Annotated in this window: 21 protein-coding genes, 1 tRNA gene and 1 rRNA gene; 6 read left to right on the forward strand and 17 right to left on the reverse strand. The window is 37.4% G+C overall.

The genetic code is table 11. The annotated features are described in order from the left end of the window. The 12 genes from PAN94_RS00005 to ychF form a co-directional block, all read right to left on the reverse strand. A 16S ribosomal RNA gene (locus PAN94_RS00005) occupies positions 1–79 on the reverse strand; the annotation flags it as partial. A gap of 292 nt (positions 80–371) precedes the next feature. Next, a complete protein-coding gene (locus PAN94_RS00010; RefSeq protein WP_285874151.1) occupies positions 372–854 on the reverse strand; it encodes a sigma-70 RNA polymerase sigma factor region 4 domain-containing protein in 483 nt (160 codons plus the stop codon). A gap of 214 nt (positions 855–1,068) precedes the next feature. Beyond that, positions 1,069–3,036, reverse strand: coding sequence for an ATP-dependent zinc metalloprotease FtsH (gene ftsH, locus PAN94_RS00015; protein ID WP_187421058.1), 1,968 nt, complete (start codon positions 3,034–3,036; stop codon positions 1,069–1,071). A gap of 17 nt (positions 3,037–3,053) precedes the next feature. Continuing rightward, a complete protein-coding gene (hpt, locus tag PAN94_RS00020) occupies positions 3,054–3,596 on the reverse strand; it encodes a hypoxanthine phosphoribosyltransferase (RefSeq protein WP_285874152.1) in 543 nt (180 codons plus the stop codon). 8 nt (positions 3,597–3,604) lie between these two features. Next, entirely contained in the window at positions 3,605–4,879 is a 1,275-nt protein-coding gene (gene tilS / locus PAN94_RS00025) for a tRNA lysidine(34) synthetase TilS (RefSeq protein WP_285874153.1), read from the reverse strand. Beyond that, positions 4,876–6,159 (reverse strand): serine hydrolase, encoded by a 1,284-nt coding sequence (locus tag PAN94_RS00030; RefSeq protein WP_285874154.1) that lies wholly within the window; start codon positions 6,157–6,159, stop codon positions 4,876–4,878. Before PAN94_RS00030 ends, tilS begins: the two co-directional genes overlap by 4 nt. Next, on the reverse strand, positions 6,152–6,280 hold the full coding sequence (locus PAN94_RS00035; RefSeq protein WP_125372373.1) for an SP_0009 family protein: 129 nt from the start codon (positions 6,278–6,280) through the stop codon (positions 6,152–6,154). Before PAN94_RS00035 ends, PAN94_RS00030 begins: the two co-directional genes overlap by 8 nt. A 2-nt stretch (positions 6,281–6,282) precedes the next feature. Further along, on the reverse strand, positions 6,283–6,651 hold the full coding sequence (locus PAN94_RS00040) for an FtsB family cell division protein (protein ID WP_045499867.1): 369 nt from the start codon (positions 6,649–6,651) through the stop codon (positions 6,283–6,285). After that, positions 6,644–6,910 (reverse strand): RNA-binding S4 domain-containing protein, encoded by a 267-nt coding sequence (locus PAN94_RS00045; protein ID WP_062004605.1) that lies wholly within the window; start codon positions 6,908–6,910, stop codon positions 6,644–6,646. Before PAN94_RS00045 ends, PAN94_RS00040 begins: the two co-directional genes overlap by 8 nt. A gap of 88 nt (positions 6,911–6,998) precedes the next feature. After that, positions 6,999–10,502, reverse strand: coding sequence for a transcription-repair coupling factor (gene mfd / locus PAN94_RS00050; RefSeq protein WP_285874155.1), 3,504 nt, complete (start codon positions 10,500–10,502; stop codon positions 6,999–7,001). Next, the gene (gene pth, locus PAN94_RS00055) at positions 10,495–11,064 is read right to left on the reverse strand and encodes an aminoacyl-tRNA hydrolase (RefSeq protein WP_285874156.1); all 570 of its coding nucleotides are present in this window, start codon (positions 11,062–11,064) and stop codon (positions 10,495–10,497) included. The genes mfd and pth overlap by 8 nt, the downstream gene beginning before the upstream one ends. A 70-nt stretch (positions 11,065–11,134) precedes the next feature. Next, the gene (ychF, locus tag PAN94_RS00060) at positions 11,135–12,250 is read right to left on the reverse strand and encodes a redox-regulated ATPase YchF (protein ID WP_285874157.1); all 1,116 of its coding nucleotides are present in this window, start codon (positions 12,248–12,250) and stop codon (positions 11,135–11,137) included. A 165-nt stretch (positions 12,251–12,415) separates the two neighbouring features. Between ychF and PAN94_RS00065 the strand changes: the two genes are divergently transcribed. Continuing rightward, positions 12,416–12,910 carry a DUF1307 domain-containing protein gene (locus PAN94_RS00065; RefSeq protein WP_045499877.1) on the forward strand — a complete coding sequence of 165 codons (495 nt, stop codon included), beginning with the start codon at positions 12,416–12,418 and terminating at the stop codon, positions 12,908–12,910. Positions 12,911–12,999: 89 nt separating this feature from the next. Here the strand turns inward: PAN94_RS00065 and PAN94_RS00070 are convergent, their stop codons facing one another. From PAN94_RS00070 to htrA, 5 genes are all read right to left on the reverse strand, one after another. Further along, positions 13,000–13,194, reverse strand: coding sequence for a DUF951 domain-containing protein (locus PAN94_RS00070; protein WP_005591376.1), 195 nt, complete (start codon positions 13,192–13,194; stop codon positions 13,000–13,002). Positions 13,195–13,355: 161 nt separating this feature from the next. Then, complete coding sequence (dnaN, locus tag PAN94_RS00075; RefSeq protein ID WP_285874158.1) at positions 13,356–14,492, reverse strand: DNA polymerase III subunit beta; 1,137 nt, start codon at positions 14,490–14,492, stop codon at positions 13,356–13,358. A 157-nt stretch (positions 14,493–14,649) separates the two neighbouring features. Then, entirely contained in the window at positions 14,650–16,005 is a 1,356-nt protein-coding gene (gene dnaA, locus PAN94_RS00080) for a chromosomal replication initiator protein DnaA (RefSeq protein ID WP_045499883.1), read from the reverse strand. 212 nt (positions 16,006–16,217) lie between these two features. After that, entirely contained in the window at positions 16,218–16,979 is a 762-nt protein-coding gene (locus PAN94_RS00085) for a ParB/RepB/Spo0J family partition protein (protein ID WP_048792302.1), read from the reverse strand. A 61-nt stretch (positions 16,980–17,040) separates the two neighbouring features. Then, a complete protein-coding gene (gene htrA / locus PAN94_RS00090) occupies positions 17,041–18,219 on the reverse strand; it encodes a serine protease HtrA (RefSeq protein ID WP_048792300.1) in 1,179 nt (392 codons plus the stop codon). A 202-nt stretch (positions 18,220–18,421) separates the two neighbouring features. Between htrA and rlmH the strand changes: the two genes are divergently transcribed. From rlmH to comE, 5 genes are all read left to right on the forward strand, one after another. Continuing rightward, the gene (rlmH, locus tag PAN94_RS00095) at positions 18,422–18,901 is read left to right on the forward strand and encodes a 23S rRNA (pseudouridine(1915)-N(3))-methyltransferase RlmH (RefSeq protein WP_048792299.1); all 480 of its coding nucleotides are present in this window, start codon (positions 18,422–18,424) and stop codon (positions 18,899–18,901) included. Between the two features lie 43 nt (positions 18,902–18,944). Then, positions 18,945–19,018, forward strand: a tRNA-Arg gene (locus PAN94_RS00100). Positions 19,019–19,195: 177 nt separating this feature from the next. Next, positions 19,196–19,321, forward strand: a complete 126-nt coding sequence (locus PAN94_RS00105; RefSeq protein ID WP_045499896.1) for a ComC/BlpC family leader-containing pheromone/bacteriocin — start codon at positions 19,196–19,198, stop codon at positions 19,319–19,321. Between the two features lie 22 nt (positions 19,322–19,343). After that, the gene (locus PAN94_RS00110; RefSeq protein WP_285874159.1) at positions 19,344–20,669 is read left to right on the forward strand and encodes a sensor histidine kinase; all 1,326 of its coding nucleotides are present in this window, start codon (positions 19,344–19,346) and stop codon (positions 20,667–20,669) included. After that, the gene (comE, locus tag PAN94_RS00115; RefSeq protein ID WP_285874160.1) at positions 20,666–21,409 is read left to right on the forward strand and encodes a competence system response regulator transcription factor ComE; all 744 of its coding nucleotides are present in this window, start codon (positions 20,666–20,668) and stop codon (positions 21,407–21,409) included. The genes PAN94_RS00110 and comE overlap by 4 nt, the downstream gene beginning before the upstream one ends. Positions 21,410–21,415: the final 6 nt, after the last annotated feature.

Consider the following 21,415-nt stretch of genomic DNA (forward strand, 5'->3'; position numbering starts at 1 on the left):
TCCTCCTTCAGCGTTCTACTTGCATGTATTAGGCACGCCGCCAGCGTTCGTCCTGAGCCAGGATCAAACTCTCATTAAAAGTTTGAGTTCTCACTCATTTCTGTCACTGACAGATTTATTGTTTTTTCTTTGTTCAGTACTACAACATATGTTGTAGCGCCCTGCACATTGGTTCGTCTTGTTCAGTTTTCAAAGGTCTTTATCGCTCTCTCAAGCGACAACTATATCAGTATATCACCTATCCATTCCCTTGTCAACACTTTTTTGAATTTTTTTTATCTTTTTTTCATCTTTTCTTCCTAACACCTCTAAAACCACCTATAAATCAATAAATTAAAAGGGAAAGATTAACTCTCCCTTTTACTCTATTCCTAAATAATTATCTCAGAAAAATCTGATAAGTATGCCCCCAAGTCTCGCAACAGTCTTTTACGCCCCTTAAACCGTTCGTCGCCTAGTAAGCGGTGGTATAACTCTAGTTGTTCTTTGTCTAACTTGGAAGTGTAGACTGCTAGAGAACTTCGAAGAGCGACTAAATCATCTAAAGCTAGTTCGCGCTTACTCAGTCTATGACTAATGGTACCAACTTCCTCATAAGACTGACGATCGAAGCGGCGTTTTTGGCTCTCTTGCTTTCGAAGAATGTCATGAATATGATTCCGAAATTTTGTCTTGAAGTAGCGATAGAGGCGGCTTTCATCTTGACTGATATCTGGATGACTTTCTTCTAGCTGGTAATAAACCAGCATACCTTCTTGTTCCCAGTCACTACTCTCCCATAAATGTACATAATAATCTCGTGCACAGCGCCGGACGATCCACTGCACTTTCTCATAGCGTTCCTTGAAGTTCATGTTATCTCCTTTTTCTTTGATAATATGATTCTACAAGAAAAACTCTCCCCTCAGGCCTCCTGTCCCTATCCTGTCTATTTTATACCCTAACTGGTACCTAACAAAAAAATTTGAGACATCTCAGGGACTTTTTAAAACATGTTAGGCTTTAAAGAATCAAAAATAGCTTGATTACACACTTAGTAATCAAGCTATTTAATAAGAAAAGCATCTCTTAATTTTCTTCCATTTTGGATTTTATTTCATCATAGGAAAGGGCATGTGCTTCTCGTTCCAAGTCTTTTTCAGACTCTTCTGGCATATGACCTGTTTCATAGAGAGATTTAATTTGGTTGCTATCAAGCGTTTCGTATTTAAGCAATGCTTCTGCAATCAATTTATGGGTTTCACGATTTGCTTGAATAATCTCAGCTGCTTTGTTTCGTGCTTCATTTAGTAATGAACGAACTTCCTCATCAATCTCATAGGCTGTTTGCTCTGAAATTGATTTTTGAGGACTTTGTGCACCAAACATAGCATGGTTACCTTCGTATTGGACTGGGCCAAGTTTTTCACTCATACCGTACTCAGTGACCATTGCACGTGCCATTTGTGTAGCTTGTTCAAAGTCATTGGAAGCTCCTGTAGTTTGGACATTAAAGATAATCTCTTCAGCTACACGACCACCCATGAGACCAGCTAATTGCTCTTTCATATCTTCTTTAGACAGAAGCATTTGGTCTTCTTTAGGCAGGGCAATCATATATCCGCCAGCACGACCACGAGGCACAATGGTTACCTTGTGTACGACACGCGCATTGGACAAAACAAGTCCGACAATCGTATGCCCCGCTTCATGGTAAGCGACAATCTGACGATCACGCTCTGAAACGGTTTTATCTTTCTTAGATGGTCCTGCGATTACTCTGTCTTCTGCTTCATCAATATCATCTGCATCAATGACTTTCTTATTACGACGAGCTGCAACCAAGGCAGCCTCATTTAAGACATTTTCCAAATCAGCACCAACAAAGCCAGGTGTCTGCTGAGCAACTAGTTTCAAATCAACGTTCTTAGCCAGCGGTTTATTCTTAGCATGAACGCGAAGAATAGCTTCCCGACCTTTCACATCAGGACGACCAACTAAAACTTTTCTGTCAAAACGACCTGGACGTAGAAGAGCTGGATCAAGAACATCCGAACGGTTAGTAGCCGCAATGATAATGATTCCTTCATTGCCTTCAAAACCATCCATTTCAATCAAGAGCTGATTAAGAGTTTGTTCACGTTCATCATTACCACCGCCAAGGCCAACACCACGCTGACGACCGACGGCATCAATTTCATCGATGAAGATAATAGCAGGAGCCGCTTTTTTCGCATCTTCAAATAGAGAACGAACACGGCTTGCTCCGACACCTACGAACATTTCAACAAAGTCAGAACCTGAGATGCTGAAGAAAGGAACACCTGCTTCACCAGCAACTGCCTTGGCAAGCAAGGTCTTACCAGTCCCCGGAGGGCCTTCCAAAAGAACACCTGCCGGAATACGAGCACCCAGCTTAGTATAACGTTTTGGATCTTTCAGGAATTCAACAACTTCAACAAGTTCTTGTTTTTCCTCTTCTGCACCAGCAACATCTGAGAAGCGTACTTTGATATCTTCTTTATTGGCCGCACGAGCTTTGTTACGTCCAAAATTCATGGCACCACGAGCACCGCCACCGCCTTGATTCATCATAGACATAAAGATGAAGGCGATGATGATAAATGGAACCAAGGAGATCAAAAGATTAATCCACATTCCACTGGAGCTTTCACGCTTAATAGTCACTTCTGTCTCATGCTCAGCAGCTAGCTTTTGCAAATCAGAAACTGTTGTATCTGATGGCAAAACAACACTAGTAAATCTGCTAACTTTTGAGATTTCCGGACTGAAAAACAGGATTCCTGTCGTATCTTTTGATTCTTTAGGTTTTTTATAAGTACCTGATACCTCGATAATACTACCATTTGGCTGGTAGCTCATCTCTGTAACATTGTTATTTTGGATTTCTTTTACTAATTGGCTGTAGTTGATTTGCTGGCTACGACCTGTCGCACTTCCTGTAAAGAAATACTGAAAACCTGTAACAAGGACTACAATAATTAGAATATAGAGAAAAGGATTTTTTATAAAACCATTATTTTGTTTATTTTTCATTTATATCTAGTAAACCTTTATTTTGTATAAACTTCTTCTTTCAAGACACCTACATAAGGAAGATTGCGATAATACTCATCATAATCTAGTCCGTAACCTACTACAAATTCATTTGGAATTGTAAAGCAAGTATAGTCTGCCTCAATATCAACAATGCGTCCTTCTGGCTTATCCAACAACGTAGCAATTTTTACAGAAGCTGCATTTCTTTCTTTGAACAAATTACACAAATTCTTCAAAGTTTGGCCAGTATCGATAATATCTTCGACAAAAAGAATATCACGACCCGTAATATCTTGATCAATATCTTTGATAATATTAATCACGCCACTACTAGTTGTACCGCCATGGTAACTAGACACCAGCATAAAATCTAATTCAATATCTGTATCCACATGTTTGATTAATTCGGCCATAAAAGGAACCGAACCCTTCAAAATTCCTACAAAAATAGGCTTTTTACCTTGATAGTCTGCTGTCAACTGTTGGCCCAATTTTTTTGCCGCTGTTACGATTTCCTCATGAGAAACCAATACTTTTTTAATATCTTGTTCTAGCATAATTTTACCTATCTAATTTTCTGAATATAAAGTACAGTACTCATTATATCACTTTTTAATTCCTTACTCAAATCACTGATAGCGATATTTACAATTGCCAAAATCTGCTGATTTTGCTCCACAATAATCGCTTTTTCGCGTTCTTCAAATGGAATTTTTTGATCAATGAATAGTCGACGAAGTTTTTTGTGATGTCCCTTCAAACGAAGATAATCACCTGTTTTCCTGTGACGTAAAAGAAGTGGTGTTTCACGTGAAACTGCAATCGCTTGAACATTTTCACCCTCCAAAGGAGTGCCAAGTGAGAATTGATAGTCCCCAAATTGAAGTTGATTACCACATTCTAACAGAATTGAGTCCATTTCCAAATCAGACTTACGACTGATTTTTCTGATTTCAAAATGCTTATAATCTTTCACCAACTCATATTCATCCTTTAAAGGGTGGATGTAATTAGCCTTGGTTCGTAAAATGCCTAAGATTTCTACAAACTGCTTTTTATTTAGATTTAAAGAAGGAAATTTCTTTAAATATTCCTGCAGAAGGAAATTTTGAACTTCTGGAATTTGCCGCTCAAACACTTCAAGTTTTGTAATGTCCAATCCCTGCGTCAGATGAGACAAAGCTGTCTGTAAATCCTCAACCTCTTTCCCTAAAGAAATCAGAGAATCCTTAAAGCGTGGATTTTCCTTTTCAAGACTGGGAAGATAGAGATTACGGATCCGATTTCTGAGATAGTCATTTTGAAGATTGCTCTCGTCTTCAAAATGCAAAATATCAGGAAAGTCTTGCTTATGAAAATAAAGCAGAGGTCGGATTAATTCCCCGTTTGCAAAGGGTTGAACCTCTGTCATTCCAGACAAGTGGCGCAGTCTTGCTCCTCTTATTAACCTCATAAACACCGTCTCGGCCTGATCATCAGCATGGTGAGCCGTTACCAAGGCCGTGTAGCCTTCTGCCAGCATGATTTCTTCAAAAAAATGATAGCGAAATCGCCGAGCTTTTTCCTCAGAAAAATCACCAGAAAAATTTGAGCTGAAAAATTTCACACCAAGTTGCTGGGCAAAATTTGACAGCTCTTTTTCTTCCATATTCGATTCTGGACGTTGCTTGTGGTTGACATGCGCTATTCCCAGCTCAATCTCTAGCTCTTCCCTGTTTTGGTACAAAAGATGGAACAAAGTCATCGAATCCAAGCCACCAGAAACTGCTACCAGCACTTTTCGATGATTTTGAAAATACCGCTTTTCCTGCACTTGCTTGCGAAACTTCTGATCAATCATTTCAGAACTCCGTACACATCATCTGCGATTTTAGAAATTGTATCGTAATCCGAATTGTTCGTAAGAATGGCAATGATAAATGGCGAATCCGCATACACAATAGCGACATCATGCTTGAAGTCGTAAGCATCACCAATTTTATGAGCTACTTTTACATTGATGTTTTTAGAAATTCGCTGATTGTCATAATTTGTCTGAGATAAAGCATCGATAATCATGCCATTTTGCTTATAAATGGCTTCCATGACATTTCCTGCCATTCGAGCTGAAGCTTGTCTGCTTTCCACATCCCACTTTTTACCCGCAATTTTTTCAATAGTATTTTGAAACTGACTATCAGATTGATTGCTTGTATAGTAGGCGAGGATATTGTGGGCCACATTATCCGACTCTTTTGCTACACCATTGATTAAGTCCTGCACAGAATATTCCTTGTCATTTGCTGATTTGGAAATGCTGCCGCTTCCCTCAGGGTCATAGGCACCTGCAAAATCATTGACAGCCGCTGTATATTTTAACTTTTTATCCAAGGAAATGGTATGGTTGTTCAGTTGCTCCTGCGCATAATAAAGATAAGGAATTTTCGTAACACTGGCTGAGTACATTTGTTGATCTGGATTAATGCCTGCTTCTTTGCCCGTTTCTAGCTGTTTTACATAAATAGAAAAGTCAGCTTTTTTGTACTTAGAATTTAAAAGCTCCTGAACCTTTTCCATTCGATTATCTTCTTGAGAAAGAAAATCAACAGAAACCCAACCTTGACCTTCAATTTTAGCGTATTCTCCCTTAGCTGTTTGAGCAATTTGTACCACCTTTACTTTGCTATAAGCAGGTAGTTTAGCTGCAAGCTTTTTAGAAGAATTGATCGGGATAGTATCATAGAGCACATAGTTAGGGACCAGCCATCTTTCCTGTTTAACATCTGTGATAGACTGAACCGTATCCTCATAAATGCTATTCTTATCTGCAATTACAAACTGGCCATTCTTTAATTTAAAGATAGGAATCCCAGCCTCATTCACGTGCAACTCTGTCAGTTGTAGTGGTTGATCTGGCAGAAGTTTCCCAGCTACCTTAGTCAAAGTAGCATCTGTAAAAGTAGGCGTTTCTTCATAAACATTAGGATTTGTAGGGATACTCGTATGGTAACGGCCATAAGCTGTACCCGTCAGCTGATACTTTTCTTCTTCGTCTAAAACAAGTTCCTTTTCAGTACTGATTGCTGTTTGACTGCTCCATAAGGCTGGTAGTAAAAATATCAGCAAAAGTAACTTACGCATGACCTCCCCTTTCCTTTTTTGTTTCTTGAAGTTTTAAAGCTTGATTCTTTTCGGATAATTCTGCTAGTTTTTCATCCGAAAAAGATAAAAATTTCTCTATATTTTGAAGTAAATTTTCCATGATTATTGTGGTAATAAATCTGGTGTTGTGTAAATGTATTCTCCTTCTTTTGAAAAAGAATACTTGGCACGAGCATATTTGGCAGCATAGCTGTCATCTTTCAACTTGGTTGCAATATCAGACTGATAGCTCTTTTCTTCACCTAATTTTTCATATTTTTTTTGTAGTTGTGCATATTGAGCACGACGATTAAGTAAAGTTTCGTAGCTCTGGTATAAATTATAGGCTGGAAGAATAAAAAGTAGCATGACTAAAATTAGAACCCATCCCATAAAACGATTTCGCTTCCGACGTTCCTCATCGAGGTATCTGCGACGCTGATTTTCATCTTGGATAAAACGATTATTTATTTGAACAATATTTCTAGACATTTTCTTCAATCCTTGTCTCACTGATAATTTCATACATTTTAGCAGCATCTTCTTTTTTGGTGCTGTCTTTCATTTCTAGCACCCGCACTGTTAACAGCTTATTGCCAAAACGAACTTCAATTTGATCATTGACTTTCAAATCTGTCGAACTTTTTGCCAAGATTCCATTTACCTTGATACGACCTTTATCTGCTACCTCTTTAGCTACAGGGCGCCGCTTGATAATACGTGATACCTTTAAATATTTGTCTAATCTCATAGTCTTTTCCTCGATTTTCTCTTAATATTCTATCATTCTTTTGAAAGAAACAAAGCTAAAAAGCTAAATTTTTACCGAATTGTAATGTTTATTCAGCTTTTCGATTCTTGATTTCTACCAGTTTTTCACCAAAGTTCAGCAAGTTTTCCAAAATCTCGAAATCTTTTTTATTCCGAACATCAAAAACGACTTCAATCAAGCCTTGCTGCTCACCAATTCGAGCCTTTAGATTTGTCGCTGACAAGGCTTCAAAATAATCTTGGGTCAGATAGATTTGCTGAGAAATTTTTTCAAAACGAATGATGACAGATTCATGCTTTCGCTCAACAAGTGCCACAAAGGCTTGATCAAGATAGGATTTGACTAAACCAATCTCTAGTAGGTAAGCCACTACATCTGGATATTCTCCAAAGCGATCGATCAATTCATCTTGTAGCTGTTCATAGTTTACACGATTGTCAATTTCACGAATTCTCTTGTAAACCTCGATTTTCTGACGCTCATCAGAAATATAATCACTTGGAAGATAGGCATCAATTTGAAGATTGATTTCAGCGTTGCTTTTTTGACGCTTGGTTTCCTTACCTTGCTTCTTGGCAATGGCTTTTTCTAAAAGCTGAGAATACATTTCAAATCCTACAGAATCAATGAAACCTGACTGTGAACTTCCTAAAATATTTCCTGCTCCGCGGATAGACAAATCCCTCATCGCAATCTTGAATCCAGATCCTAACTCAGTAAATCCTTTAATGGCTTCTAGTCTTTTTTCTGAAACTTCAGTCAGAGATTTATCTGGTTGGTACATAAGATAAGCATAAGCGATTCGATTGCTGCGGCCAACTCGACCACGAAGTTGATACAAGGTTGACAGCCCCATATGGTCAGCATTTTCGATAAAGAGAGTATTTGCATTTGGAATATCGACACCAGTTTCGATGATCGTTGTTGTAACTAAAATATCGTATTCGCCATTCACAAAGTCTAAAAGGGTATTTTCTAAACGCACCTCTGTCATCTGTCCATGAACGTAACCAATTGAAGCCTCTGGAATCAACTCTTTTAATTCTGAAACTTTTTGCTCAATGGTGTCAACTTTATTGTAAAGGTAGTAAACTTGTCCGCCTCGGTCTATTTCACGTAAAACCGCATCCCGAATAACTGTCTTATTATTCTCTAAAACATAGGTTTGGACTGGATAACGATTTGTCGGTGGTGTTTCAATGACCGATAAATCTCGAATTCCCAACATCGACATATGGAGGGTTCGTGGAATAGGGGTGGCCGTCAAGGTCAGCACATCAACCTTCTTTTTAAGCTCCTTTAACTTTTCCTTATGCTTGACACCGAAACGCTGCTCTTCATCTATCACCAGTAGTCCCAAATCGGAGAATTTTACATCTGCTGATAGAAGGCGATGGGTACCGATAATAATATCAATCTGCCCTTTTTCCAATTTTTCCAGAGTCTCTTTTTGCTCCCCTTTGCTTCTAAAACGGCTGAGAACATCGACATTCACGGCAAAATCATTGAAACGTTCCTTAAAGTTTGTGTAGTGTTGCTGAGCTAAAACAGTGGTCGGAACCAAGATAGCCACCTGTTTATGATCGTTGACAGCCTTAAAAGCAGCCCGCATAGCCACCTCGGTCTTCCCAAAACCAACATCTCCAACCAAGAGTCGATCCATAGGACGGTCACTCTCCATATCTTTCTTGATTTCTTGGATGCTTCTGAGCTGATCATCTGTCTCCACATACGGAAAGGCATTGTCAAACTCTACTTGATGCTGGTCGTCACTAGAAAATTGGAAACCTTTTAATTGACTACGCTCTGCATATAATTTAATAAGATCATCGGCAATGTCTTCAACCTGATGCTGGACTTTTTGCTTCGTTTTTTGGAAACGCCCATCATTTAATTTGTTAATTTTAGGTGCTTTTCCATCGCTAGCTACATATTTAGATAGAAGGTTGATTTGATCCACTGGAATAGAGATACGATCCGCATTCTGATACTGAATCGTCAAATAATCCCGATGAACTCCTGAAACCTCAATCGTTTCAATTCCTAAATAGCGACCAATACCGTGGATATTATGAACCACATAATCGCCTTTTTCCAGTTCATTATAGTCTTTCAATCTTTCAGCATTAGAAATATTTTGACGACGAATCCTACGTTTGATTTTTTTCTGAATCATCTCATGCTCAGTAATCAAAACGATTTTTTCATCGACAAAATTAAATCCTTGAACTAGATTTCCTTCTATGAGCTGGACAGCTTTTTCATGGATGTCTTTTTCCTTGATGTAATCTAAATGAATCTCATAATCCTGTAAAGTTTTATGTAAACTTTGTAAACTTGAGGCTGAATTTGCTTGTAAGACTACCGTATAGTCCGATTTCCTAAAGCGATTGATTTCTTCTTTTAAGAGAGGAAACTGACTAAAGAATTCCTGCATTGGATATTGATTAAATTGATAAAGTGCATCAAATTTTAGATTTCCTAAGCCTTTATGGAAATTAGAAAAAAATGTAGCAGGTTTATATTTACGATAGTCCTGATAGCTATTTGCAAAGTATTGTTGATTTGACAGTGCTTTACTATTTTGTAAATCATCTATCAAGATATTGGCAACTTCTAATTCAAACTGTGCATGCTTGTCCATTATCTTTTGAAAATCATCAAAAAATATAGGAGTGTGCGTTGGCAAATAGTCTAAAATAGTCCATTCTTTCTGATAGAATAAGGAAAGAAATTTGCGAATATCTACATGATGAAATTGCTCTCTAGCAGAGCTCAATACTTCTTCTAAATAGGATTTTAAGGAAGGATCAAGAACCGTAGAAAGGGACGCTTCAAGATTTTTCTGTCCTCTTACATAATCTTCTTCTGTCAATAGAAGATCTGTAACAGGCTCTATCAAAATCTGTTCTACATTTTCAAGAGAAAGCTGGTTTTCAGGATTGAAAATCCTTATGCCATCAATCTCATCTCCAAAAAACTCTATCCGATAAGGATATTGAGCCGAGCGTTCAAAAATATCTAGAATATCCCCTCTCAGACTGTACTCTCCTTGACTGAGAACCTGAGAAACCTTCTTATAACCATTACTTGACAAAGACTTTACTAGGTTGTCAAGGTTATATTCTTCAGTAACAGAAAGAATAAGCTCAGATTGTTTAAAAATATCAGGCTGAGGCAATAATAAACGACTGGCTGCAACATTGATGATTAGAATCCCATTTTTCTCTTTGTCTGATAAAAAATTCATGGCTTCTAATCTGGCAAAGATTTTTTCTTGCGATGAAAAAACAAACTCAGCCAAAGGGGTATCATCTGCCAAGAAAGTATAGACTTTTTCTTCTCCCAACAAAGAAATCAAATCACTAGCCAGACGCTCTGCTTCATTTTGACTAGAAGTGAGGACTAGGATTTTCTCCTGCTCTTCTAAGCTACTAGCAATCGCTAAAGCCTTTGTTGAAGATGAAAGTCCCATCACTAACTGACGGGTCTTTTTTTGTAATTGTCTCTTCCAGTCTACAATTTGTCGATTTCGACCAAATAGATCAAGTAGTGTCATTGTCTTATCCATTGTATTGTTGCATGGTCTGCTCAAAATTCTCAGTTTGTAAATAATGATTTACAGCACTGTCAACTTTTTTTAATGTGTTTAGAATACTGATATAATCTTCCTCATCAAATTTTCCTAAAACATGATGAATAACTGACATATTATTTTTAGGTCTTCCAATGCCAATTTTCACTCGCTTGAATTCCTGTGTTCCAATATGTTTAATGATGGACTTAATACCATTGTGCCCGCCAGCTGAACCTTTGGTACGAAGGCGGATTTTCCCAACTTCCATATCCAGATCATCATAAATAACGAGTAAGTCATCTATATCTAAGCCGTAGTAAGTGAGCAGGGCATGGACTGCTTTCCCACTTTCATTCATAAACGTAGTTGGTTTTACAAAATAGACTTTTTCCCCATTCAAGAAAGTTGAAGCAATCTCTGCTTGAAAAATCTTATCTGCTGTAAACTTTAGATTTAATTCTTTACATATCTTGTCAATCAACATAAAGCCAATATTATGTTTGGTTTCGAAATATTTATCTCCTGGATTTCCCAATCCAACAATTAATTTTGTCATTTTACTCCTTTATAAAAGCCAAAAGGGCTGGAAATTTCTTTCCAACCTATGTATTTTAAATTTACACTATTTACACGTTAAAGCGGAATTCCATAATATCACCATCTTGAACGATATATTCTTTTCCTTCTTCACGCAAACGTCCAGCTTCTTTTACAGCCTTTTCAGATCCATATTTTACCAAATCATCATAAGACATCGTCACTGCACGGATGAAACCCTTCTCAAAGTCTGAGTGAATGATGCCAGCTGCTTGAGGGGCTTTCATACCACGCTTAAATGTCCAAGCTCGGACTTCCTTTTCACCAGCGGTAAAGTAGGTCCCAAGTCCCAAAAGATGATAGGCTGCACGTGTCAATTTGTCTACACCTGACTCCGTCAAGCCGATAGCTTCCAAAAATTCTGCCTTGTCTTCATCGTCCAGTTCAGAAATTTCTTCCTCGGCACGCGCTGAGATGACAACAACTTCAGCATTTTCTGTAGCTGCAAATTCACGAATCTGCTTCACATAGTCAATATTGTCTGGATCTGCCACTTCATCTTCACCGACATTGGCCACATAAAGTACTGGCTTAGTCGTTAAAAGAAAGAGACCTTTGACGATTTTTTGCTCTTCTTCTGTAAACTCAACTGTCCGAGCCGACAGACCATCTTCCAGAACAGGCTTGATTTTCTGCAGAACATTAAATTCTGCAACTGAGTCTTTGTCTTTCTGGGTACGAGCCATTTTCTCAACACGCGCATAGCGTTTGTTAATGCTTTCCAGATCGGCCAAAATGAGCTCCAGATTAATGGTCTCAATATCAGCCATAGGGTCGACGAAGTCAGACTCACGGCCCTGTTCCCGCATGACATTTTCATCATCAAAGGCACGGACTACATGGACGATAGCATCCACTTCACGGATATTGGCCAAGAATTTATTTCCCAGACCTTCTCCTTTTGAAGCTCCCTTTACAATACCTGCAATATCTGTAAACTTAAATGTAGTAGGAACCTTCTTTTGAGGTTTAATCAATTCTGTTAGTTTGTCCAAACGAGCATCTGGCACCTCTACCCGACCGACATTTGGATCAATGGTCGCAAAAGGGTAGTTGGCAGCTTCTGCCCCTGCTTTTGTAATTGCATTAAATAAAGTTGACTTGCCCACATTAGGCAGTCCAACAATCCCTGCTGTTAAAGCCATTCGTATCTTCTCCATTCATCTTTTCAATCCAAACCATTATACCATAAATCCTTATCCTAAACAGCGGATTTGAATGAAAAATTTCCTGCTTTCGGGATAGAAATAGAAAATATTTCTGCAAAAAATGATATAATATAGTTAATATTTTGATAAAAGGAGTTAGCCATGAAAAAACTGACAATTAAAACTTTTGTTCTTTCTTTCTTGACGATGTTTACTTTACTTTTTTTAGCTGCCTGCAGTAGCAGTCCTAAAAAAGCCTATTTTCAGTTGATTGATCAAAAGACCAAGCAAGACAGCCGGATCACTCTTGAGTATAAGGGCGATGATTTGCTGAACAATGAAACCAGCAATGTTTTCTATTATGAGCCTATCGGATTGACAAAAGATACCGCCAAAGAACAAATTGGAGGCTACATGCAAACTCTGGAAAACATTAAAGGACTTACTAATAAAATCGAGTATAAAGACGATCATTTGACGCAAAAGATGACGATGGATTTTAGCAAGGCAGATATTTCAGAACTGAAAAGCAAACAACTTATCCAAACAGATGGAGACCAAAAAGCTAATTATATCAGTTATAAAGAAACGGTAAAATCTCTTGAAGCTTCTGGCTATAAAGAAGTAAAAGACGGCAAATTTGAAGAACTTAAATAAAAGCAGAAAACGGATAAGACTTTCTTGGTCTTATCCGTTCTTTGTTGATGAAGTAGGTCATTCAAAATTGGATTAGTCAAAAATATGGACTATTCGATGACCTTCTTCATTTTTCTTTCAAAATCATATCTGCTCATCATAACAACGTGTTCGCAGTTGCTGCAGCGAATCTTAATATCTGCTCCCATGCGGACGACTTCCCAACGATTGGCCTTCTTGCCCGTTGACTTAATGGTACAGGCATGGGGCTTTTTCATTTCTACAAAAGTTCCAAGTTCGTACATCTTCTCTCCTTTTGACAATCTTTTTTTATTATCTTAAAAATACAGATTGACGCTTTTCTCCATCCTAGCTGTATTATACCACAAGTTTAGAGTCAGCTGGCTTGTAAATGATCAAAATAAGACAAGGCGGATCGATTCAACCTTGTCTTAAATCTTATCTTCTAATTAGTACGGACTGGCGTGATCAACTGGATAAAGTTTTCAGCATCTTCGCTTGGTACTAAAGTGAAAGGCCGAACAGCTGAAATAAAGCTAATGGTCACCTTCTCACTATCGACTGCCTTTAGCGCTTCGATCAGGTAGGTAGGATTGAAACTAATGGTCAAATCTTCTCCTGACACACTTTCTGTATCAATTTCTTCATTTACGCGCCCAACTTCTGGTGAATGGACGTGAGCGCTGACAATGCCCTTCACAATTTCTAGTTTCACTGTTCCGTTCTGGGTCGCATTGGACAGAAGGCGAGACCGTTCCATGGCATGACGTAAATTATTGGTATTAAAGGTCACAACGCTTGAAAATTCTGTCGGAATCAAGCGGTCTGTGTCAGGATAGTTTCCTTCCAGTAGGCGTGTATAGAAGCTGATATTTTCACTTCTAAAGAGAAGTTGATTATTGGCAAAGAAAACCTCTACTGTTTCAATTTCGTCTGTGAAAACAACTGTAAATTCACGCAGGGAACGGCTAGGGATCACCACATCGAAGTCATCGCCCTTCTTGTCCAAAATAATTTTCTTTTGGCTCATCCGGTGAGAGTCTGTCGCAACTGTTTTGAGGGATTGATTATCTGTCAAGACAAAATGAACCCCTGTCAAAATAGGACGGCTTTCTTGCGTACTAGCAGCAAAAGCTGTCTCATTGATGATATTTTTGAGGACTTTTGTTTCTAGAACCAAAGGATTGCTAGTAGAGACTTCTTGGATACGTGGATATTGATCAGCATCTTTTCCTTTTAGCGTAATTTCTGATTTACCGCTGGTAAGGACGATTTGTTTTTGCTCAATTTCTTTAAAATCAAGCACGATATCTGGTAAGCTAGAAATGACATTGATAAAGAAATTTGCTTCAAGGAGGATCGAACCTGGCGAAGTAATCAAGAGTCCAGCATTCTCATTTTGCACTGAAATGAAGTTTTCAATGGAAATTTGACCATTGGAACCAATCAAGGTAATGCCTTCTTTCGTTACATCAATTTTAACCGTTGATAAAATTGGAATAGCGTTTTTGGTACTGATAGCTCTTTTAGTTGTATTCAAAGCTTGTAGGAATAAATTTTTATTAATAGAGAAGTGAATCATAGGGACTCCTTTTATTATTTATGATTATGAAGTTAATAGTAATAGTAGTTCTTGTGGAAGCTGTGGAAAAAGGGAGCAAAGTATCTAAAATCAAGTTTTAAGACTTGTTCACAACCTGTGGAAAAAACTTCAGATTAGCTCAATCTTTTCCACACCCTTATTTTATCTTGTTTTTGATATTTTCGATTTCAAGTCGCAGGCTATCGTCAGTTTCGAGTCGATTTTTGATTTTTCCATGCGCGTGAATGACTGTTGTATGGTCTTTGCCGCCAAATTCTCGCCCGATTTTGGGTAGGCTATTGTCTGTTAGTTCGCGGGCTAGATACATGGCCACTTGTCGAGCCAAAACGATATTTTGGACGCGACGACTTCCCTTCATTTCTTTGACACTGACGCCATAGAAATTGCCGACCTCAGACTGGATTTTTTCAATCGGAATGACGGTCACCTGGCTAGAGTCCTGCTTGCGAGCTCGAATAGCTTCAGCAGCGATGTCAATCGTAATTTCCTTGAGATTGCGGACTCTTGCAATGAGCGTAATATCATTGAGCGCCCCTTCTAGGTCACGGACATTCGAGTCAAATTGTCCGGCGAGGTACTCCAATGTATCATTAGGGAAAATATAGTCCAGATTTTCGATTTTGTTTCGGAGGATGGCAATCCGCGTTTCAAAATCGGGTGGTGTAATATTTTGAGTGAGCCCCCATTTGAAGCGCGTGACCAAGCGTTCTTCCAAATTATCAAGATGATCTGGACTGCGGTCGCTGGTCAGCACAATCTGCTTGTTATCGCCGTGCAGAGCGTTAAACGTATTGAAGAATTCTTCCTGGGTAGAGACTTTTTTGCCGCCAAGAGACTGGATATCATCAATCAAGAGCAAATCCAAGCTCCGATAGATTTTTTTGAAATTATCCATGTCACCGAGCCTCAGATGCTCCAGAAAGTCATTGATAAAGGTTTCCGCTGGAATATATTTTACACGCGCATCAGGAATATTTTCTAAAATTTGATTGCCGATAGCATTCAGTAAGTGGGTTTTTCCTAGCCCTGGTCCGCCATATATAAATAGGGGATTATAGGTAGTTGCTAGATTTTCAGACACAGCCAAGGCTGCTGCTTTAGCCCAGATATTCCCGTCCCCTTGTACAAAATTATCAAATGTATATTTAGCTTTTAATCCAGTATCAATGGGCGGCAAACTTGGCCGAAATGGAGCTTTTTCAGGTAGTTCTTCCAGCTGATATTTAGAAATACTGTCATGTCCTGCTTCTTCAAAGACGTATTTGGCCGTGATTTGATCGTTGAAAATTTCAAAGCCAGCTGTAAGAATAACGCCTACTAAGTTTTGTTCCCAAAATAACTGTTTGACTGGGCTATCCAGAAAGATAGTGGCCTGGTTATTTTCAATGGCTATCAATTTTGCTTCTGCAACAAAAAAATCATAGGTTGTCTGTTTTAGTTGAGCAGCGGAAAGTTCTAAAATTCTTCGCCAAAATTCTTGCTCTTTGGTCATTGCCTCCTCCTTTTCAAAAAATTATTCTCTATGTCGATTCTCATTTTAACATAAAATGACGAAGTTTTCCACAAGTTGTGGAGAAAAATTAACAATGTTCATAATACTTATCCACAGATTGTGGATTATTAATAAAATCCTTATTTTTCAACAATTTAGGCTGCTTTAAAAGGTGGAAAAGTCTGTTAGTTTGAAAAAAGAAAATAACAGCCCTATTTCAGGCTGTTTATAATTCTTTGATACTCTTCCTCGTTTTCAAAAGGAATAACGATCTTTCCTTTTGAAGAATTTTTTAATTGAATGGAGACATTGAGTCCAAGGATTTTTTTTAGTTTTTCTTCTTCTGAATGGGCAAAAATTTCTTTGTTCTTCCTAGTCTTTGACTTCTTTGTCTTTTGTAATGAAAGTTCAAGAGCACGAACGGATAAATTATCTTGAATGATTTTGTCCAGCCAAAAAACTTGCTCTTCCTTTTTGAGTGGGATGAGGAGACGAGCATGCCCTTGCGAAATCATTTCCTCTTTGACAGCGTCCATCATAAAAGCTGGTAGCTGTAACAAGCGGACAAGATTACTGATGTAAGGCCGAGATTTTCCCATGATTTTTGCAATTTCTTCATGGGTTAGACCTTTCTCAATCAGATGCTGATAGGATTCCGCTTCTTCGATCGGATTGAGGTCTTCTCTTTGCAAATTCTCGATGATGGCTTGCTTCATCATGTCATCGTCAGACAAGTCTTTAATAAGGGCAGGAATGTTTTCTAAGCCAGCAATCTTAGCAGCTCTGAATCGTCTTTCACCTGCTAAAATTTCGTAACCAAATAAGGAAGATTTTCTCAAAATAATGGGCTGGATAATTCCATTCTCTTTAATAGAAGCTGCCAATTCATTTATTTTCTCTTGAGAAAAGTTTTTTCTAGGCTGATAAGGATTGGTTCGAATGTCTTTTAGTGGTATGTATTGATAATTTTCCATTGTATATAGCATAACACACCTTTACGATCGTGTAAAGGTGTGTTGACAATTATGTAAAGGCTTAGTTGTTACTTAAGTCCTGGGTTGATTTGGTCAATTTGATTGTCGTAGTAGCTTCTTTACCATCCCTAAAGTAAGTCACTTTCAACTCATCCCCCAGAGAGTGTCTGTAGAGAGCAGATTGTAAATCACTGGTTGACTCGACATCCTTATCATCAACTTTTGTGATGACATCGTATTTTTGAAGTTTATTTTCAGCAGGCATTCCTTCTTGTACAGAGCGGACAAGGATACCTGATTTTACCGATGAAGGCAGACGTAATTTTGCTAAGTCAGAAGTGGCGATATTAGATAAATCAAGCATTTGGATACCCAGAGCAGGACGAGTGACTGTTCCAGTTTTCTCTAATTGCTTGATGATATTGACAACATCGTTTGATGGAATTGCAAAGCCCATGCCTTCTACAGCAGTTTGACCATTGTGAGAGATTTTGCTGGACGTAATACCAATAACTTGCCCTTGGATATTGATGAGTGGGCCGCCAGAGTTACCAGGGTTGATAGCAGCATCTGTTTGCAAGGCAGTCGTCGAAATATTTTGGCCGTCTTCAGATTGTAGAGTTACATTTCTACCCAAACTAGAGATGATTCCTTGTGTAACAGAGTTAGCGTATTCTGTTCCGAGAGGACTTCCGATGGCAATAGCCGTTTCTCCTACTGTCAGGGAATTTGAATCTCCAAATTCAGCTACATCTTTCACCTTTTCAGAGCTAATTCTTACTACAGAAATATCAGAATAAACATCTGATCCCACTACTTCACCAGGAACCTTACTACCATCTGCTAGTAGAATATCGGGATTTTTTGCTCCATTTAGCACGTGAGTATTGGTAACAAGGTAGGCATATTTTCCTTCCTTCTTATAAATGACACCAGATCCCTCACTAGCTACTTGAGGATCACTGGTTGATTCATTATTGATCACTCCTTCCTGATTAGAACCGGTATAAGTAATCACCGATACAACTGCATTTTGTACCTTTTTTACAGCCTTTGTGGTGTCAGTTGTGTTTTTATAAGACGTTGATACAGTGGTCTTTGAGCTAGAAGGACTGATATTAGCCATTTTATTATTAAGAAATGCAGTGGCTAAATTTCCTAGGCTTCCGCCGATAAATCCTACAACTAAAACAATAAAAAGCAACAAAGATTTTTTAAAGAAATTTGAAGCGTTTTTCATATTTTCCTCCTTGATTACAATTGATGAAATTATAGAAATCTATTCTTAATTATAACTTAAAATCCACAAGTTTTCCACAACTTGTGGAAAACTTATAAAAAATGTTGATAGAGGTTAGAAAATACATAGATTCAACCAGTTTTCCAGAAAAAACTGATGTGAATAAAGTGTGAAATCCATGTGGATATGATAGAATGGAAATATGAAAATAAAGCTTGTAACTGTTGGAAAATTAAAAGAAAAGTATCTCAAGGATGGAATTGCTGAATATGCCAAACGCCTGAGTCGATTTTGTAAGTTAGAAATTGTGGAATTAGCAGACGAAAAAACACCAGATAAGGCCAGTGAGCTAGAAAATCAGCAAATCCTCGAAAAAGAAGGAAGTCGGATCTTAGCAAAAGTCTCTGAACGAGAATTCGTGGTTGCTTTGGCTATTGAGGGGAAACAATTTACTTCAGAAGAGTTTAGTTCGATCTTGAACGACATCACAGTTCGTGGCTTTTCTGATATTACATTTGTGATTGGCGGCAGCTTGGGTCTGTCTCCTGCTGTCAAAAAAAGAGCTAATCTACTGATGAGTTTTGGAAAATTGACCCTGCCTCATCAATTGATGCGTCTTGTTTTGGTAGAGCAGATTTACCGGGCTTTCATGATTCAACAGGGGAGTCCCTACCATAAGTAAATCTTGACGATACTAGATTTTTCTGATAGAATGAAGAGGTATCGGTCTCATAGCTCAGCTGGATAGAGCATTCGCCTTCTAAGCGAACGGTCGCAGGTTCGAATCCTGCTGGGATCATAATATACACTATTCAGACACGAAAAATTTCGTGTTTTTTTATTATATTTTTTGAGAAAACGACATTTCAGGAATAAAAAATGACATTTCAGGGAAAGATGACAGATTATTTGAGATTTTATTTATAATAGATCTTGTAAGGTAACACTTACGAAAAAATGTTCAGGAGAATCTAATATGAAAAATACTCAGAAAAACTTTAAAACAATCGCTCAATTCCCAGCCTTGAATGAAAAAGAACTTAAAGAAGTTCTTGGAGGAGATTTTAGAAAGATAGGCCTTCCTCGAATTATTTTTAAGTAAAGGAAGTAATTAGGAGATAAAAATGATATTAAACTTCATTTTATGGTTTATATGTGAATTAATAGAAATTTTTGCAATTGTAAAAATATATAAAAAAGTAGAGAGTAAAGTAAAATCTAGATTTTACTTTATTTGTCTTTGTATTTTTACAGTTATTATTGCTCCTTTAGCATCTCTGATTAATTTATTACTCTATTACATCATTTTAATGGTGCAACCTTTCCTTTTTTATGCTTATTTTTATAAGAAAGAAAAGTTGCCTAATTATCTTTCTTTATTTTTATCTTTTTTCCTTTATTTAGCAACTCAGGCTTCGTCTACCTTTTTTTCAGTTATTATTTCATCCATTACAGGGGATCAATTTGTAAAAAGTAATTGGGCTATCTTTTATATCACGATAAACAGTATCTCTGTTTTGTTTATGCTAAAATCCATTGATTATTTTGAATTTCAACTGAGAGATTTTAAAGACTCTTCCTTTAAAAAGACAGTTCAAAAGATTAATATTTATTATTTTCTAACGATTCTCATATTAAATGTTTCTCATTGGTTAAGTGAAGACGATCATTTTAATAGTTTTAGTAGTATGCTAGCGACTATTTGTTTCTTGATCTTTATGACGACTCTTTTCTATTTGAAGGCGATTCGGGAAAAGTATGAAAAAGAAGAGGAGATTCGACAAAGAGAATTGGAACAGTTGCAGCTGCAGCAGTATACAGATGAAATTGTTTCTCTCTATAATGAAATTCGTGGTTTTCGTCATGATTATGCCGGCATGCTGACTAGCTTTCAAATGGCCATCAATACGCAAGATATCAAGGAAATTGAAAAAATATATCAAGAAGTTTTAGTTGATGCAAATTTAAAATTACGCTCGGATAAATACACTTATTTTGATTTGAACAATGTTGGCGACTCAGCTCTCCGAAGCGTTATGACGGAGACTTTATTCAAGGCGCGTGAACACCAGATTGATTTGACATTCGAAGTCAAAGATCCTGTTGAGAAATTACCGATTAAGTTATTAGATGTGGTAAGAATGGCTAGTATATTGCTAAACAATGCTGTTGAAGGCGCAATCGAAAGCTATGAAAAAATGATTCATGTGACTTTAGTTCAACTCGATACGGAAATCATTTTTGTTGTAAAAAATTCCCGCAAGCAAAGGAAATTAGATTTAGAAGAAATTTATGAACCAGAGTTCTCAACGAAAGGTTATCGAAGAGGCCTAGGTTTAAATAATCTGAAAGAAATTTTAGAGAATTATGAATATATCATGCTAGATACAGAAATAAGTAAGTATGATTTCACCCAAGTATTAACAATTAAAAGAAGGAATAGTTTATGAGAATCTTAGCATTAGAAGATACCTTAGCCCACCAACTCCGTATGGAAAAAACTTTAGCAGAGATTGCTGAAGAAATGGGGCTCGATATCCAGGTAAAAATCACAGGAAAAATTCAGGAATTTAAGGACTACGTCGAAAATGAAGATGTCAATCAGATTTATTTTCTGGATATAGATATTAAAGGGGAAGAGACCAAAGGACTGGAGGTCGCTCGTTTTATTCGTCACCATAATCCATATGCTATTATTGTCTTTGTAACTTCAAAATCAGAGTTTGCTACCATGACCTTTAAATATAAAGTATCTGCTCTTGATTTTATTGACAAGGATATTAACGATGATTCGTTTAAAAAACGTATCAAAGATTGTATCATTTATACGAAAAACACCTTAATTACAAACACCAATATGGTTGATTACTTTGAATACAGCTATCGAGGCAATGATGTGCGCGTGCCATTTAATGATATTTTGTATATTGAAACCTCAAGCTCCTCCCATAAGTTACGGATGGTCGGAAAAAACTTTATAAAAGAATTTTATGGAACGATTGCCAGTGTTCAAGAGCAGGATGAGAAAACCCAACGTTTCTTTGCTTCCCATAAATCTTTTTTAGTCAATATCGATAATATCTGCGATTATGATAAGAAAACAAAGGAAATTATATTTTATGAAGGCCGCCGTTGCCCTGTTTCTAGGCTAAGAACAAAACATTTAAAAGAAATTTTTAAAAATAAATAAAAAACT

It is taken from the genome of Streptococcus sp. SC1 (genome assembly GCF_030272855.1).
In the GTDB taxonomy this organism is placed as follows: Bacteria; Bacillota; Bacilli; order Lactobacillales; family Streptococcaceae; genus Streptococcus.